This window comes from Streptomyces sp. NPDC102467 (assembly GCF_044765445.1).
Classification (GTDB): domain Bacteria; phylum Actinomycetota; class Actinomycetes; order Streptomycetales; family Streptomycetaceae; genus Streptomyces.
Genome location: NZ_JBIWKA010000006.1, coordinates 246,384 through 261,008 on the forward strand (window position 1 = coordinate 246,384; position 14,625 = coordinate 261,008).

At 69.1% G+C, this 14,625-nt stretch carries 13 protein-coding genes; 12 read left to right on the forward strand and 1 reads right to left on the reverse strand.

Translation table 11 applies throughout. The features are described from left to right. Nucleotides 1–22: 22 nt before the first annotated feature. The 3 genes from ACIREE_RS14270 to ACIREE_RS14280 are packed head-to-tail and all read left to right on the forward strand — an operon-like array spanning nt 23 to nt 2,665. Nucleotides 23–1,618 (forward strand): alpha/beta hydrolase, encoded by a 1,596-nt coding sequence (locus ACIREE_RS14270; protein WP_404150834.1) that lies wholly within the window; start codon nt 23–25, stop codon nt 1,616–1,618. A 52-nt stretch (nt 1,619–1,670) separates the two neighbouring features. After that, a complete protein-coding gene (locus ACIREE_RS14275; RefSeq protein ID WP_404150836.1) occupies nt 1,671–2,069 on the forward strand; it encodes a RidA family protein in 399 nt (132 codons plus the stop codon). Nucleotides 2,070–2,095: 26 nt separating this feature from the next. Next, complete coding sequence (locus ACIREE_RS14280; protein WP_404151218.1) at nt 2,096–2,665, forward strand: GNAT family N-acetyltransferase; 570 nt, start codon at nt 2,096–2,098, stop codon at nt 2,663–2,665. On the opposite strand, the gene ACIREE_RS14285 is transcribed toward ACIREE_RS14280, so the two are convergent. After that, nucleotides 2,592–3,164 (reverse strand): adenylosuccinate lyase, encoded by a 573-nt coding sequence (locus ACIREE_RS14285; RefSeq protein WP_404150838.1) that lies wholly within the window; start codon nt 3,162–3,164, stop codon nt 2,592–2,594. The genes ACIREE_RS14280 and ACIREE_RS14285 overlap by 74 nt on opposite strands. A gap of 361 nt (nt 3,165–3,525) precedes the next feature. Between ACIREE_RS14285 and ACIREE_RS14290 the strand changes: the two genes are divergently transcribed. The 9 genes from ACIREE_RS14290 (at nt 3,526) to pssA (ending at nt 14,488) form a co-directional block, all read left to right on the forward strand. Next, nucleotides 3,526–5,316, forward strand: coding sequence for a 3-hydroxyacyl-CoA dehydrogenase family protein (locus ACIREE_RS14290; RefSeq protein ID WP_404150840.1), 1,791 nt, complete (start codon nt 3,526–3,528; stop codon nt 5,314–5,316). A gap of 85 nt (nt 5,317–5,401) precedes the next feature. Then, nucleotides 5,402–6,232 carry a TetR family transcriptional regulator gene (locus tag ACIREE_RS14295; protein ID WP_404150842.1) on the forward strand — a complete coding sequence of 277 codons (831 nt, stop codon included), beginning with the start codon at nt 5,402–5,404 and terminating at the stop codon, nt 6,230–6,232. A gap of 481 nt (nt 6,233–6,713) precedes the next feature. Then, nucleotides 6,714–8,051, forward strand: coding sequence for a crotonyl-CoA carboxylase/reductase (gene ccrA, locus ACIREE_RS14300; RefSeq protein ID WP_404150844.1), 1,338 nt, complete (start codon nt 6,714–6,716; stop codon nt 8,049–8,051). 22 nt (nt 8,052–8,073) lie between these two features. Beyond that, nucleotides 8,074–10,122 (forward strand): protein meaA, encoded by a 2,049-nt coding sequence (locus ACIREE_RS14305; protein ID WP_404150845.1) that lies wholly within the window; start codon nt 8,074–8,076, stop codon nt 10,120–10,122. Then, on the forward strand, nt 10,119–11,078 hold the full coding sequence (locus tag ACIREE_RS14310) for an HpcH/HpaI aldolase/citrate lyase family protein (protein WP_404150847.1): 960 nt from the start codon (nt 10,119–10,121) through the stop codon (nt 11,076–11,078). The genes ACIREE_RS14305 and ACIREE_RS14310 overlap by 4 nt, the downstream gene beginning before the upstream one ends. 4 nt (nt 11,079–11,082) lie before the next feature. Further along, the gene (locus ACIREE_RS14315; protein WP_404150849.1) at nt 11,083–11,598 is read left to right on the forward strand and encodes a MaoC family dehydratase; all 516 of its coding nucleotides are present in this window, start codon (nt 11,083–11,085) and stop codon (nt 11,596–11,598) included. Between the two features lie 2 nt (nt 11,599–11,600). Further along, nucleotides 11,601–12,815, forward strand: a complete 1,215-nt coding sequence (locus ACIREE_RS14320) for an acyl-CoA dehydrogenase family protein (RefSeq protein ID WP_404150851.1) — start codon at nt 11,601–11,603, stop codon at nt 12,813–12,815. Nucleotides 12,816–12,999: 184 nt separating this feature from the next. After that, a complete protein-coding gene (locus tag ACIREE_RS14325) occupies nt 13,000–13,656 on the forward strand; it encodes a phosphatidylserine decarboxylase (protein WP_404150853.1) in 657 nt (218 codons plus the stop codon). Nucleotides 13,657–13,675: 19 nt separating this feature from the next. Then, entirely contained in the window at nt 13,676–14,488 is an 813-nt protein-coding gene (gene pssA / locus ACIREE_RS14330; RefSeq protein ID WP_404151220.1) for a CDP-diacylglycerol--serine O-phosphatidyltransferase, read from the forward strand. The last annotated feature ends 137 nt before the right edge of the window (nt 14,489–14,625 follow it).

Sequence of the window (14,625 nt, forward strand, 5' to 3'; positions counted from 1 at the left end):
TTCCTCCGTCCTGGGAGGCCCTATGAAAAAACGCGCAGTCGCCCTGTGCGGCACCGCCGCCCTGGCCGCCTCCACGATCGTCACGACCGCCGGTGCCTCGGCGGCCGATGCCGGGCCGGCCCGTACGGTCCCGCGCGCCGCCGCCGTCAGCTGGCAGAAGTGCGGCACGACCGAGTACCCGACGCTGCAGTGCGCGTCGTTGAAGGTGCCGCTGGACCACGACCGGCCGCGAGGGCGGCAGATCACCCTCGCCCTGTCGCGGGTCCCGCACACGGCGAAGACGTATCAGGGGCCGCTCCTGGTGAACCCCGGCGGTCCAGGCGGCAGCGGGCTCTCGCTCGCCGGGTTCGTGGCGTCGAGCCTGCCGAGGACGGTCGCCGCGCAGTACGACGTCATCGGGTTCGATCCGCGCGGTGTCGGCAGGAGCAGGCCGGCGCTCGACTGCAAGCCCGGTCACTTCCGTCCCGTACGCCCGCCGAGCGTGCCGAAGTCGCAGGCGATCGAGGGGGCCAATATCCAGCGCGCGACGTCGTTCGCGCAGGCCTGCGGCAAGAAGTACCCGGACCTCCTGCCGTTCATCGACACGGTCGGCACCGTCCGGGACATGGACGCGATCCGGGCCGCGCTCGGCGCGAAGAAGCTGAACTACTTCGGTTACTCGTACGGCACGTATCTGGGCGCGGTCTACGCGAAGTACTTCCCCCAGCGGGTGCGGCGCCTCGTCCTCGACTCGATCGTCGACCCCGAGGGCGTCTGGTACCAGGACAACCTCGGGCAGGATCTCGCCTTCAACGCCCGGCAGCAGGCCTTCCTGGCATGGGTCGCCAAGTACGACGTCACGTACAAACTGGGCAAGGACCCGGCGCAGGTCGAGGCCAAGTGGTACGCGATGCGTGACGCGCTGGCGAAGAAGCCCGCGGGCAAGAAGGTGGGCGCCGCCGAGCTGGAGGACACGTATCTGCCCGGCGGCTATTACAACGGTTACTGGCCCCATCTGGCCGAGGCGTTCGCGGCATACGTGAACGCCAAGAACCCGGACCCGCTGGTCGAGGCGTACACGAACTTCGCGGCGGTCGACACCTCGGGCGACAACGGCTACAGCGTCTACTCGGCCGTGCAGTGCCGGGACGCGCAGTGGCCGCGGAACTGGAACCAGTGGCGCGACGACAACTGGGCGACGCACGAGAAGGCGCCGTTCTCGACGTGGAACAACGCCTGGTACAACGCACCGTGCGCGTTCTGGCCGACCGGGACGCTGCACCCGCCGCACGTGGCGAACGCCGCGCTCCCGCCGGTGCTGCTCTTCCAGGCGACGGAGGACGGGGCGACGCCGTTCGAGGGCGGCGTCAGGATGCACCGGCTGCTGCGCGGTTCGAGCCTGGTCGTCGAGGAGGGCGGCGGCAACCACGGCGTCACGCTCAGCGGAAACGCGTGCCTCGACAAGCACCTCGCGACGTATCTCGCGTCCGGGAAGGTGCCGCGCGGCGGGGGCGAGGACGACGCGGTGTGCAAGAAGCTGCCGGATCCGAAGCCACCGAATGCCAAGGCGGCATCGCCGGTGTCCGCCACCCCGGGCGGCGGCGCGACGCTGCACGGGCTCCTCGGCTTCCGGGGCTGAGCACTTCCGGCCTGAGCAACGGAGTTGCCGCGGGGTGGGTGAGGATGGGGCCATGAGCCGACTCACCCACATACCCGCACCTGACGGCGTCGCACCGGCCACGGCCTACACCCACGTGGTCATGGGCACCGGCCGGTTCGTCGCCGTGTCCGGTCAGCTCGCGCTCGACGAGCGGGGCGACCTGGTCGGCCCCGGCGATCCGGCGGCGCAGGCGCGGCAGGTCTTCGAGAATCTGCGGCGGTGCCTGGCCGCGGCGGGCGCCGGCTTCGACGACGTGGTGAAACTGACGTACTACGTGACGGACATGGCCTACATGCCCGCGGTGCGCGAGGCGCGCGACGCGTTCCTCGATCCGGCGCGGCTGCCTGCCGCGTCGGCGGTCCAGGTCGCGGCGCTGGTCGGCCCTGCCTTCCTGATGGAGATCGAGGCGTTCGCCGTGATCCCGGAGTGAGGCCGACGGAGGTCCGGGTCCGTGACATGGCCCTGGACGACTGCGACGCGGTGGCCGAAGTGCGGGTGCGGGGCTGGCAGTTCGCCTATGCCGGGCTCGTACCGCAGGCGTATCTCGACGCGATGAGCGTCGCGCGGGACGCCGCGCGGCGGCGCGAGCTGTTCGGGCGGTCGCCGGAGTACGTCGCCGAGCGGGGCGGGGCCGTCGTCGGGTGGGCCTGCCACGGGCCGTCCAGGGACCATGACGTGCCGCCCGGGGAAGCGGAGTTGTACGCGCTGTACGCCCACCCCGCGCATCTGTCGACGGGTGTGGGGCGCGCGCTGCTCGACGCTTGCGCGGGCGCGGCCGTGGCGGCGGGGTACTCCGTGCTGCGGTTGTGGGTCGTGGAGGGGAACGCGCGGGCCCGGCGGTTCTACGAGCGGGCCGGGTTCGCGGCGGACGGGGCGCGAGAGCCCTACGAGGTGGGCGGGGCGCAGGTGCCCGAGGTGCGGTACGCGCACGGGCTTTCGCTCACTCGGCCGCTCACTCCTGGGGAAGCCGGGCCAGTGCCGCCGCGGCCGCCATCGCCAGGCGCGGGTGCTTGCTCGCCTCCGTGAGGACGTCACGGGCCCGGGGGTCGGCCAGGCTGCCGAGTCCCGCGACGCAGGCGAGGGCCACCTTGCGGTAGGGGTCGTGCGGTGCGAGGCGGCGGCGGAGCGTGGTGATCAGCGCCGGGGCCGATTCGGGGGCCCTGAGCTGGGTGAGCAGCCGGACGGGGTAGAGGGCGTAGGCGACGCGCAGCTCGTTCGTGGCCAGGGCCGCCGCCGCGCGGGCCGTGCGCGGATCGCCCAGGACCGCGAGGGCCTGTGCCGCCGCCGCACAACGTTCCGGATCGCGGTGGTTGAGGAGGAGGACGAGGGACTCGAAGGACCGGCTGTCGCCGGCGATGCCGAGCCGGTAGGCGGCCAACTCCCGCGCCCACAGCGGCTGCTGCGGCGCCGTGAGCACCGCGGCCAGCTCATCCCGGTCGCTCGTGGCGGCGAGTTGGTCGAAGGCGGGCGTGCCGCCGGATTCCTTCCGGATGCGTTCCGTCACCGTTCGCGACTCTTCGTCCATGGAGTCGAGGGTAGAACGCACTGGGCCTGCGGCGACATAGATCACAGAGACTGGCCGACGCGCGGGGCTGGCGCGCTCGTTACTCGCCGGTTAATCTCATGTGAGCGGGGCACACTTCCCGCAGTACCACTCCGGGCGGCCTGGTGACGCAGCCGCCGCGAGTGCGGTCGGTTCGGTACGCGCTACCGAAGTTCGAGCAGGACGGCATGGCTCCGGGACAGGGCCGGTCGATTTTCAGGTTCTCCGTGCACAGCAGCAGAGCAGGCACGGCACGTTCACCTCCCCGTACGCCGCTACGCCGCACGCCTTCGGGCGCTCCCGCGTACGCCCCGGTCGTCACCCTCACTCCTGGAGTTCCCGGATGGACGCTCCCCTGTCCCGCATCTCTACCGTGGCCGTCATCGGCCTCGGCACCATGGGCACCGGCATCGCCGAGGTCCTCGCCCGCGCAGGGCGCGAGGTCATCGGCATCGACATCAGTGCGGCCGCCACGGCGCGGGCCGCCCTGTCCCTGGAGGCCTCGACGGCGCGTGCGGTGCGCCGCGAACACCTCACCGAGCAGGAGCGCACCGAACTGCTCGCCCGGTTCCGTACGTTCACGGATCTGCAGGCCGCGGCCGACGCCGACCTGGTGATCGAGGTGGTCCCCGAGTCGTACGAGATCAAGCAGCAGGTCTTCCGGGCCCTGGACGGGATCGTGCGGCCGGGGACGATTCTCGCCACCGGGACCAACGCGCTGTCCGTGACGCGGCTCGCCGCCGACTCCGCGCGGCCCGAGCGCGTCCTCGGACTTCACTTCTTCAACCCGGCTCCCGCGATGAAGCTGGTGGAGGTCGTCTCCAGCGTGCTGACCGCGCCCGTCGCGGTCGACGCCGTCACCGACCTCGCGCTCGAACTGGGCAAGGAGCCCGTCGCCGTGGGCGACCGGCCCGGGTTCGTCGCCGACGGGCTGCTGTTCGGCTACCTCAACCAGGCCGCCGCCATGTACGAGTCCAAGTACGCCTCCCGCGAGGACATCGACGCCGCGATGAAGCTGGGCTGCGGCCTGCCCATGGGGCCCCTCGCCCTGCTCGACCTGATCGGCGTCGACACCGCCAGGACCGTCCTCGACGCCATGTACGCGGAGTCGCACGACCGGCTGCACGCGCCCGCGCCGGTCCTCAAGCAGCTCACTGAGGCGGGCCTGACCGGACGGAAGGCGGGCCGCGGCTTCTACACGTACGAGGAGCCGGGCAGCTCGGTCGTGGTGCGGGACGCCCTGACGCCGTCGGCCGGGGAGTCCGCGAGCCCCGCCCGCCCGGTCCGCTCCGTCGGCGTCGCGGGCTCCGGCACGATGGCCTCCGGGATCGCCGAGGTCTTCGCGAAGGCCGGCTACGACGTCGTCCTCGCCGCCCGCAGCGAGGAGAAGGCCGAGAAGGCCAAGTCCCGTATCGGCAAGTCCCTTTCGCGCTCCGTCGACAAGGGGCGGATGACCGCGGAGGCGGCCGCGCAGACGCTCGACCGGATCTCGCCCGCCGGGTCCTACGACGCGTTCGCCGACGTCGATCTCGCCCTGGAGGCGGTCGCCGAGGACCTGGCGATCAAGCAGCAGCTGTTCGCCACGTTCGACAAGGTCTGCAAGCCCGGCGCGATCCTCGCCACCACGACCTCGTCGCTGCCCGTCGTCGCCTGCGCCCGCGCCACCGCGCGCCCGCAGGACGTGATCGGCATGCACTTCTTCAACCCGGCGCCGGCGATGAAGCTCGTCGAGGTCGTGCGGACCGTGCTGACCTCGGACGATGTGCACGCCACCGTCCGCGATCTCACGCACCGGATCCGCAAGCACCCGGTGGACTGCGGCGACCGGGCCGGGTTCATCGTGAACGCTTTGCTGTTCCCGTACCTGAACAACGCGATCAAGATGGTCCAGGAGCATTACGCCTCGCTCGACGACATCGACGCCGCGATGAAGCTCGGCGGCGGATACCCGATGGGCCCGTTCGAACTGCTCGACGTGGTCGGCCTGGACGTCTCCCTCGCGATCGAGAAGGTGCTGCACCGCGAGTTCCGCGACCCGGGCCTCGCGCCCGCGCCGCTGCTCGAACACCTGGTGGCCGCGGGCTGCCTCGGCCGCAAGACGGGCCGTGGCTTCCGCGAATATGCCCGGCGCTGAGCCGGACACGGGAGACGGGTCCGGTTGGGGCGGGCTGCTCGGAGCGCCGGGCAGCCCGTTTACCGGGGAGCGTTTGGGAACGTACATGCAGTACGTTCGGGGCATGACGCCCGCTCATAAGGCCGCCCAGCCCTCCCGTACCTCCGCTACGCCCGACGCTCCGGAGAGCGCCGCGGGCAACCGGGCCGCCGCCCAACGGCTCAAGATGCGCCGTGAGCTGGCGGCCGCGGCGATGGAGCTCTTCGCCACGAAGGGGTACGAGGCGACGACGGTCGACGAGATCGCCGCGCAGGCCGGCGTCGCACGCCGTACGTTCTTCCGGCACTTCCGCTCCAAGGAAGAGGCGATCTTCCCGGACCACGACGACACCCTGGTGCGCGCCGAGGCCGTCCTGAACGCGGCGCCGCCGCTGGAGCACCCGCTCGACACCGTCTGCCGGGGCATCAAGGAAGTCATGAAGATGTACGCCGCGTCGCCCGCGGTGTCCGTGGAGCGCTACCGGCTGACCCGTGAGGTGCCCACCCTGCGCGAGCGCGAGATCGCCTCGGTCGCCCGCTACGAGCGCCTGTTCACCCGCTACCTCCTCGGCCACTTCGACGAGCAGGCCCACCACGACGGCAACGACGACCCGCTGCTCGCCGAGGTCGCCGCCTCCGCCGTCGTCACCGCCCACAACCACGTACTGCGCCGCTGGCTCCGGGCGGGCGGCCAGGGCGACGTGGAGACGCAGCTCGACCACGCCTTCGCGATCGTGCGCCGCACCTTCGGCAGCGGCATCGGGGCCGGACGCACCGCCACCGCCCAGGCGCCCGCGCAGGTGGCGCACTCGGGCGAGGTGCTGGTAGCGGTGGCCCGTACGGACGCCCCGCTCCCGGAGGTCATGCGCACGATCGAGGAAGCGCTCAGGAACCGCTAGAGCGCCTCCGCCCTCTCCGGCCCCTGCACTGGCACGCAGTGCCACGTCAGGGGCCTTTTGCATGCCCTGAACAGTCCCCTGCCACCCCCGCGGACACCTGTTGATCGATCATCGATCCTTTCCGATCCAGGAAACACCGCTCTGACCTCCGATGATCGATCATCGCTCACCTGTAGCGTAAATATTTCACCTGAGCGAAATTGGTGGCACGCAGTGCCTTGTCAGCTGTCACGGTGTGCCATACGTTGAAGGAAGTCCGGGCGGCCGGCGCGCGGAGAACTTCCGTACGCCGGCTGTCCCCGCGAGCCACGACCGACCGTGGCCCGCGCGCCCGGACGCCTGCGTCACAGGCAACCTTCCGCGCCACACCAAGCGCTGCCACCAGCACCACCCGCCGAACCGACGGCACGCACCACCCACCCCGCAGCCACACATCCCCGACTCAGCGTTTCCCTCGACGCTCACCGCCGGAGGCACCACCGTGAAGGAAATCCTGGACGCGATTCAGTCGCAGACCGCCACGTCTGCCGACTTCGCCGCCCTGCCGCTGCCCGACTCGTACCGCGCGATCACCGTGCACAAGGACGAGGCCGAGATGTTCGCCGGTCTCGAGACCCGCGAGAAGGACCCGCGCAAGTCGATCCACCTGGACGACGTGCCGGTCCCCGAACTCGGGCCGGGCGAGGCGCTGGTGGCCGTGATGGCCTCCTCGGTCAACTACAACTCCGTGTGGACCTCGATCTTCGAGCCGGTCTCCACCTTCAGCTTCCTGGAGCGCTACGGCCGCCTCAGCGAGCTGACCAAGCGCCACGACCTGCCGTACCACATCATCGGCTCCGACCTGGCGGGCGTCGTGCTGCGCACAGGGCCCGGCGTGAACGCCTGGCACCCGGGCGACGAGGTCGTCGCCCACTGCCTGAGCGTCGAGCTGGAGTCGAGCGACGGTCACAACGACACGATGCTCGACCCCGAACAGCGCATCTGGGGCTTCGAGACCAACTTCGGCGGCCTGGCAGAGATCGCTCTCGTCAAGTCCAACCAGCTCATGCCGAAGCCGGACCACCTCAGCTGGGAGGAGGCGGCCTCGCCCGGCCTGGTCAACTCGACCGCGTACCGCCAGCTCGTCTCCCGCAACGGCGCCGGCATGAAGCAGGGCGACAACGTGCTGATCTGGGGTGCGAGCGGCGGACTCGGCAGTTACGCCACGCAGTTCGCGCTGGCCGGCGGCGCCAACCCCATCTGTGTCGTCTCCAGCGACAAGAAGGCGGACATCTGCCGGGCGATGGGCGCGGAGGCGATCATCGACCGCAACGCCGAGGGCTTCAAGTTCTGGAAGGACGAGCACAACCAGGACCCGCGCGAGTGGAAGCGGTTCGGCAAGCGCATCCGTGAGCTGACCGGCGGCGAGGACGTCGACATCGTCTTCGAGCACCCGGGCCGCGAGACCTTCGGCGCCTCCGTCTACGTCACGCGCAAGGGCGGCACGATCGTCACCTGTGCCTCGACCTCGGGCTACAACCACGAGTACGACAACCGCTACCTGTGGATGTCCCTGAAGCGCATCATCGGCTCGCACTTCGCCAACTACCGCGAGGCGTGGGAGGCGAACCGCCTGATCTCCAAGGGCAAGATCCACCCGACGCTGTCGAAGGTGTACTCGCTCCAGGACACCGGGCAGGCCGCGTACGACGTGCACCGCAACCTCCACCAGGGCAAGGTCGGCGTCCTCGCGCTCGCCCCCAGGGAGGGGCTGGGCGTGCGCGACCACGAGAAGCGCGCCCAGCACATCGACGCCATCAACCGCTTCCGCAACGTCTGAACTTCCGGAGGTTCAACGGCTCATGACTGAGCGTCAGAAGGACCGGCCGTGGTTGATGCGCACGTACGCCGGTCACTCCACGGCTGAGGCGTCCAACGAGTTGTACCGGCGCAATCTCGCCAAGGGCCAGACGGGCCTGTCGGTCGCCTTCGACCTGCCGACCCAGACGGGCTACGACCCCGACCACATCCTCGCCCGCGGCGAGGTCGGCCGGGTCGGCGTGCCGGTCTCCCACCTCGGTGACATGCGGCGCCTGTTCCAGGACATCCCCCTGGAGCAGATGAACACCTCGATGACCATCAACGCCACCGCCATGTGGCTTCTGGCGCTCTACCAGGTCGTCGCGGAGGAGCAGGGCCTCGACATCGCGACGCTGCAGGGCACGACGCAGAACGACATCGTCAAGGAGTACCTGTCCCGGGGGACGCACGTCTTCCCGCCGGTCCCCTCCCTCCGTCTGACGACCGACATGATCGCCTACACGGTGTCCCACATCCCCAAGTGGAACCCGATCAACATCTGCAGCTACCACCTTCAGGAGGCGGGGGCCACACCGGTCCAGGAGATCGCGTACGCGATGTCCACCGCCATCGCCGTTCTCGATGCCGTACGCGATTCAGGGCAGGTCCCCGCCGAGAAGTTCGGGGACGTCGTGGCCCGCATCTCCTTCTTCGTGAACGCGGGGGTCCGCTTCATCGAGGAGATGTGCAAGATGCGGGCGTTCGGGCGGATCTGGGACCAGATCACGCGCGAGCGGTACGGCATCGAGAACCCGAAGCAGCGCCGCTTCCGCTACGGGGTTCAGGTCAACTCCCTCGGCCTCACCGAGGCCCAGCCGGAGAACAACGTCCAGCGGATCGTGCTCGAAATGCTGGCCGTGACCCTGTCCAAGGACGCGCGCGCCCGCGCCGTCCAACTCCCCGCCTGGAACGAGGCGTTGGGCCTGCCCCGGCCCTGGGACCAGCAGTGGTCGCTGCGCATCCAGCAGGTCCTCGCCCACGAGAGCGACCTCCTTGAGTACGAGGACATCTTCGCGGGCTCGCACGTCATCGAGAAGAAGGTCGACGCGCTGGTCGTCGAGTCCCTCGCCGAGATCGACCGGATCCAGGAGATGGGCGGCGCGATGGCCGCCGTCGAGTCGGGGTACCTGAAGTCGCAGCTCGTCTCCTCGCACGCCGAGCGGCGGGCCCGGATCGAGGGCGGCGAGGAGAAGATCGTCGGCGTCAACATCTACGAGTCGACCGAGCCGAACCCGCTCACCGCCGATCTGGACGCCGCGATCATGACGGTGGACCACCAGGTCGAGGCGCGTGTCGTGCGGTCGATCGGCGAGTGGCGCACCACGCGTCAGGAGTCGAGCGACCGGCAGGGCCTGGGCGACCCGTTCCACTACCCGACCACCCAGCAGGCCATCGAGCGCCTGAAGGAGGCGGCGCAAGGCACCGAGAACCTCATGGAGGCCACCCTCGAATGCGCTCGCGCCGGGGTCACGACCGGCGAGTGGTCCGAGGCGCTGCGCGAGGTCTTCGGGGAGTTCCGGGCGCCCACCGGGGTCTCGTCCGCGCCGGTCGCGGTGACCGCGGAGAAGGGCACGCCGCTCGCCCTGGTCCGCGAGAAGGTCCGCCGCACCGGTGACGAACTCGGCGGCAAGCTGCGCCTGCTCGTCGGCAAGCCGGGCCTGGACGGCCACTCCAACGGCGCCGAGCAGATCGCCGTACGGGCCCGTGATGCCGGCTTCGAGGTGGTCTACCAGGGCATCCGGCTCACCCCTGAGCAGATCGTGTCCGCCGCGCTCGCCGAGGACGTGCACTGCGTCGGCCTGTCGATCCTGTCCGGGTCGCACGCCGAACTGGTGCCCGACGTCCTCGCCCGGCTGCGCGACGCGGGCGCCACCGACATCCCCGTGATCGTCGGCGGCATCATCCCCAACGCCGATGCCGACGACCTGAAGCGGGCGGGCGTCGCCGCCGTCTTCACGCCCAAGGATTTCGGGATCACGGAGATCATCGGCCGTATCGTCGACGAGATCCGGCTAGCGAACAAGCTCGACCCACTGGAGGTCCCCGCATGACTGTGAACCGTCTCCGCCCGCGCCGTTCGTGCCTGGCCGTACCGGGCTCCAACCCGCGCTTCCTGGAGAAGGCCCAGGGTCTGGCGGCCGACCAGGTCTTCCTCGACCTGGAGGACGCCTGCGCGCCGCTCGCCAAGCCGGAGGCCCGGCACACCATCGTCAAGTTCCTCAACGAGGGTGACTGGACGGGCAAGACGCGCGTCGTGCGGGTCAACGACTGGACGACCGAGTGGACCTACCGCGACGTCGTGACCGTCGTCGAGGGCGCGGGCCCCAACCTCGACTGCATCATGCTGCCGAAGGTGCAGAGCGCCGACCAGGTCGTCGCGCTCGACCTGCTGCTCACGCAGATCGAGAAGACGATGGGCTTCGAGGTCGGCAAGATCGGCATCGAGGCGCAGATCGAGAACGCGCGGGGCCTGAACAATGTCAACACGATCGCCGAGTCCTCGCCGCGCATCGAGACGATCATCTTCGGCCCGGCCGACTTCATGGCATCGATCAACATGAAGTCCCTGGTCGTCGGCGAGCAGCCGCCCGGCTACGGCGCCGACGCCTACCACTACATCCTGATGAAGATCCTGATGGCGGCCCGCGCCAACGACCTCCAGGCGATCGACGGCCCCTACCTCCAGATCAAGAACGTGGACGGATTCCGCGAGGTCGCGGGCCGCGCCGCGGCGCTCGGCTTCGACGGCAAGTGGGTGCTGCACCCCGGCCAGGTCGAGGCGGCCAACGAGGTCTTCTCGCCGTCGCAGGAGGACTTCGACCACGCCGAGCTGATCCTGGACGCGTACGACTACTGCACGTCCGAGGCGGGCGGCAAGAAGGGCTCGGCGATGCTCGGCGACGAGATGATCGACGAGGCCTCGCGGAAGATGGCGCTCGTCATCTCCGGCAAGGGCCGGGCCGCCGGCATGCGCCGCACGTCCAAGTTCGAGGCCCCGGAGGCGTAAGACCATGCAATTCGGCCGCACCTACGAAGAGTTCACCGTCGGGGACGTCTACAAGCACTGGCCGGGGAAGACGGTCACCGAGTACGACGACCACCTCTTCTGTCTCCTGACGATGAACCACCACCCGCTCCACATGGACTCCAACTACGCGGAGAAGACGACCGACTTCGGCAAGAACGTCGTCGTCGGCAACTACATCTACTCGCTGCTGCTGGGCATGTCCGTGCCGGACGTCTCCGGCAAGGCCATCGCCAACCTGGAGGTCGAGTCGCTGAAGCACGTGGCGCCGACCTTCCACGGCGACACGATCTACGGCGAGACGACGGTCCTGGACAAGACCCCGTCGAAGTCGAAGAGCGACCGCGGGATCGTCTACGTGGAGACCAAGGGCTACAAGCAGGACGGCACGCTCGTCTGCGTCTTCCGCCGCAAGGTGATGGTGCCGACCGAGACGTACATCAAGGAGCGCGGCGGCGAGCAGCCCGGCCGCCCCGCACTCAAGGCGCAGGAGAAGAAGTAGTCATGAGCCGACTCGCCCAGACCGCAGGCCTCACCGACGTCCAGCGGGAAATCCTGTCCACCGTGCGGGAGTTCGTCGACAAGGAGATCCTCCCGGTCGCGACCGAGCTGGAGCACCGCGACGAGTATCCGCAGGAAATCGTCGACGGGCTCAAGGAGTTGGGCCTGTTCGGGCTCATGATCCCCGAGGAGTACGGGGGTCTGGGCGAGTCGCTGCTCACGTACGCGCTGTGCGTGGAGGAGATCGCGCGGGGCTGGATGTCGGTCTCCGGCATCATCAACACGCACTTCATCGTGGCGTACATGCTCAAGCAGCACGGGACCCAGGAGCAGAAGGACCACTTCCTGCCGCGGATGGCGCTCGGCGAGGTGCGCGGCGCGTTCTCCATGTCCGAGCCGGCGCTCGGCTCCGATGTGGCGGCGATCACGTCGAAGGCGGTCAAGGACGGCGACGAGTACGTCCTGAACGGTCAGAAGATGTGGCTGACGAACGGCGGCACGTCAACACTTGTGGCGGTTCTCACGCGGAGTGATGAAGGTCATGCCCAGTCAGAAACGGTCACGGCCCCGCACAGGTCGATGACGACCTTCCTCGTGGAGAAGGAGCCAGGATTCGGCGAGGTCCGACCGGGTCTCACCATCCCCGGGAAGATCGACAAGATGGGCTACAAGGGCGTCGACACCACCGAGTTGATCATGGACGGCCTACGCATTCCAGCCAATCGCGTACTTGGCGGACAGACGGGCCGAGGGTTTTACCAAATGATGGACGGCGTCGAGGTCGGGCGCGTCAATGTCGCGGCGCGTGGCTGTGGCGTCGCACAACGTGCTTTCGAACTGGGCGTCTCCTATGCCCAGCAACGCCACACTTTCGGCAAGCCCATCGCGCAGCATCAGGCGATCCAGTTCAAGTTGGCCGAGATGGCCACCAAGGTCGAGGCCGCCCATGCGATGATGGTGAATGCAGCACGCAAAAAGGACTCCGGGGAACGAAACGACCTCGAAGCGGGAATGGCCAAGTACCTGGCCTCCGAATACTGCAAAGAAGTCGTGGAGGACGCGTTCCGGATTCACGGGGGATACGGGTTCTCGAAGGAGTACGAGATCGAGCGTCTGTACCGTGAGGCGCCGATGCTGTTGATCGGTGAAGGTACCGCCGAAATCCAGAAAATGATCATTGGTCGTCGACTGCTCGAAGAGTATCGCCTCCAGGGCTGAGCCTGGTGAGATGTCCTATTTCGGGGTGTTTTCGTCGCGAAGAAGATCACACCCCGTCAACACTCTTCGGCCGCCGACTCGGCTTCCTGGCTTGCCCAGTTGTGGCTCGCAACCGATAGCATTCACCGGAAAAGCCGCCGTCCCCCCGTAACCAGCGCGGCCTCATCCGCTACGAAGGTCATCCATGCCCCACAGCCAAACCTCTGCACCTCGCGACGGCTTCCTCGGTGGTCGCCTTGCGCGCGGAGCATCGCCGTGGCTTCTCCCGACCGTCGCCACGGCTGCCCTCAGCCTGGCCCGTTCGCGCCGTTCCAAGAACGCGGCAGCACTCGCCGTCCCGACCACCGCTCTGGCGGCCGGCATGCTGTGGTTCTTCCGCGACCCCGAGCGCGAGATCACTCCGGGCCGGGTCATCTCCCCGGCCGACGGCGTGGTGCAGAGCATCATGCCGTGGAAGGACGGTCGTACCCGCGTCGCGATCTTCATGAGCCCGCTGAACGTGCACGTGAACCGTGCCCCCCTCGCGGGCACCGTGACGTCCGTTGAACACATCCCGGGCGGTTTCGTTCCGGCGTTCAACAAGGAGAGCGAGAACAACGAGCGCGTCGTCTGGCACTTCGACACCGAGCTCGGTGACATCGAGATGATCCAGATCGCGGGCGCCGTCGCCCGCCGCATCGTGCCGTACATCCCGCGGGGCACGAAGGTGGAGCAGGGCGAGCGCATCGGTCTGATCCGCTTCGGTTCGCGCGTCGACATCTACCTGCCGGAGGGCGTGGAGATCGACGTGGAGGTCGGACAGAAGACGACGGCTGGGGTGACTCGACTTGACCGTGACTGACGAGACCCAGGCCGGCTGGGTGCCGGATACGGACGAGGCGGACGACGCGGAGGAGATGCCTCTCTCTCTGCGCCTGTCGATAGCGGACACCCTGACCCTCGGCAACGCCACGTGCGGATTCATGGCGGTCTACTTCACTACGACCGGCATCCTGATCCCGCACATCCAGGGCAGCAACGATTCGGGCATGGCCCGGAGCAGCGCCGCGACCGCCGTGATCCTGATGCTCGCCGCCGCGATCTTCGACCTGTTCGACGGTCTGGTGGCCCGCAAGCTGCGCTCGTCGCCGATGGGCGCCGAGCTGGACAACCTGTCGGACCTGATCAGCTTCGGCCTCGCGCCCGCGTACTTCGTGCTCGTCTACGGCATGGTCGCCAACGACGCGCACCAGAGAGTCGCGGCGGTGGGCGCCATCGTGGTGCTGCTGGCGGTGGTGCTGCGGCTTGCGCGGTTCTCGTGCGTGACGGTGAAGGACGGCACCTTCCAGGGCATGCCGTCGCCGTTCGGCGCGCTGACCGTCGTCTCGATCGTGCTCCTGGAGCTGCCCTTCGTGGCGACGCTCCTGGCGATCATCGGTACCGCGTGGCTGATGGTGAGCCGGGTCGAGTACCCGAAGCCGCGGGGCCGCCTGGCGGTCGCGATGCTGGCGTGGATCGTGGCCAGCATGGGTCTGCTCGCGGCCTGGGCGTTCGACGCCCCCGGTGGCCAGCTCCTGCTGCAGACCGGCTGCGCGCTGCAGCTCGTCCTCGGCGCGGTGATTCCCTTGTTCGCCACGGCTCGCCGGGTGAACAACTTCCGGGACAACCGGCGCGAGGCGCGAGCGCAGTCGTGACGCACCGCTGAACGTGCAAGAGGTGGGGCCCCGCCCAAATGGGGGGGGCCCCCGCATTTTGGGTTTGGCGCCGCCGGGGGGGCCGGGGGGGGGGGGGGGGCCCGTGGGGGTGGGGGGGGGCGGAGCTCCCCCCCCCC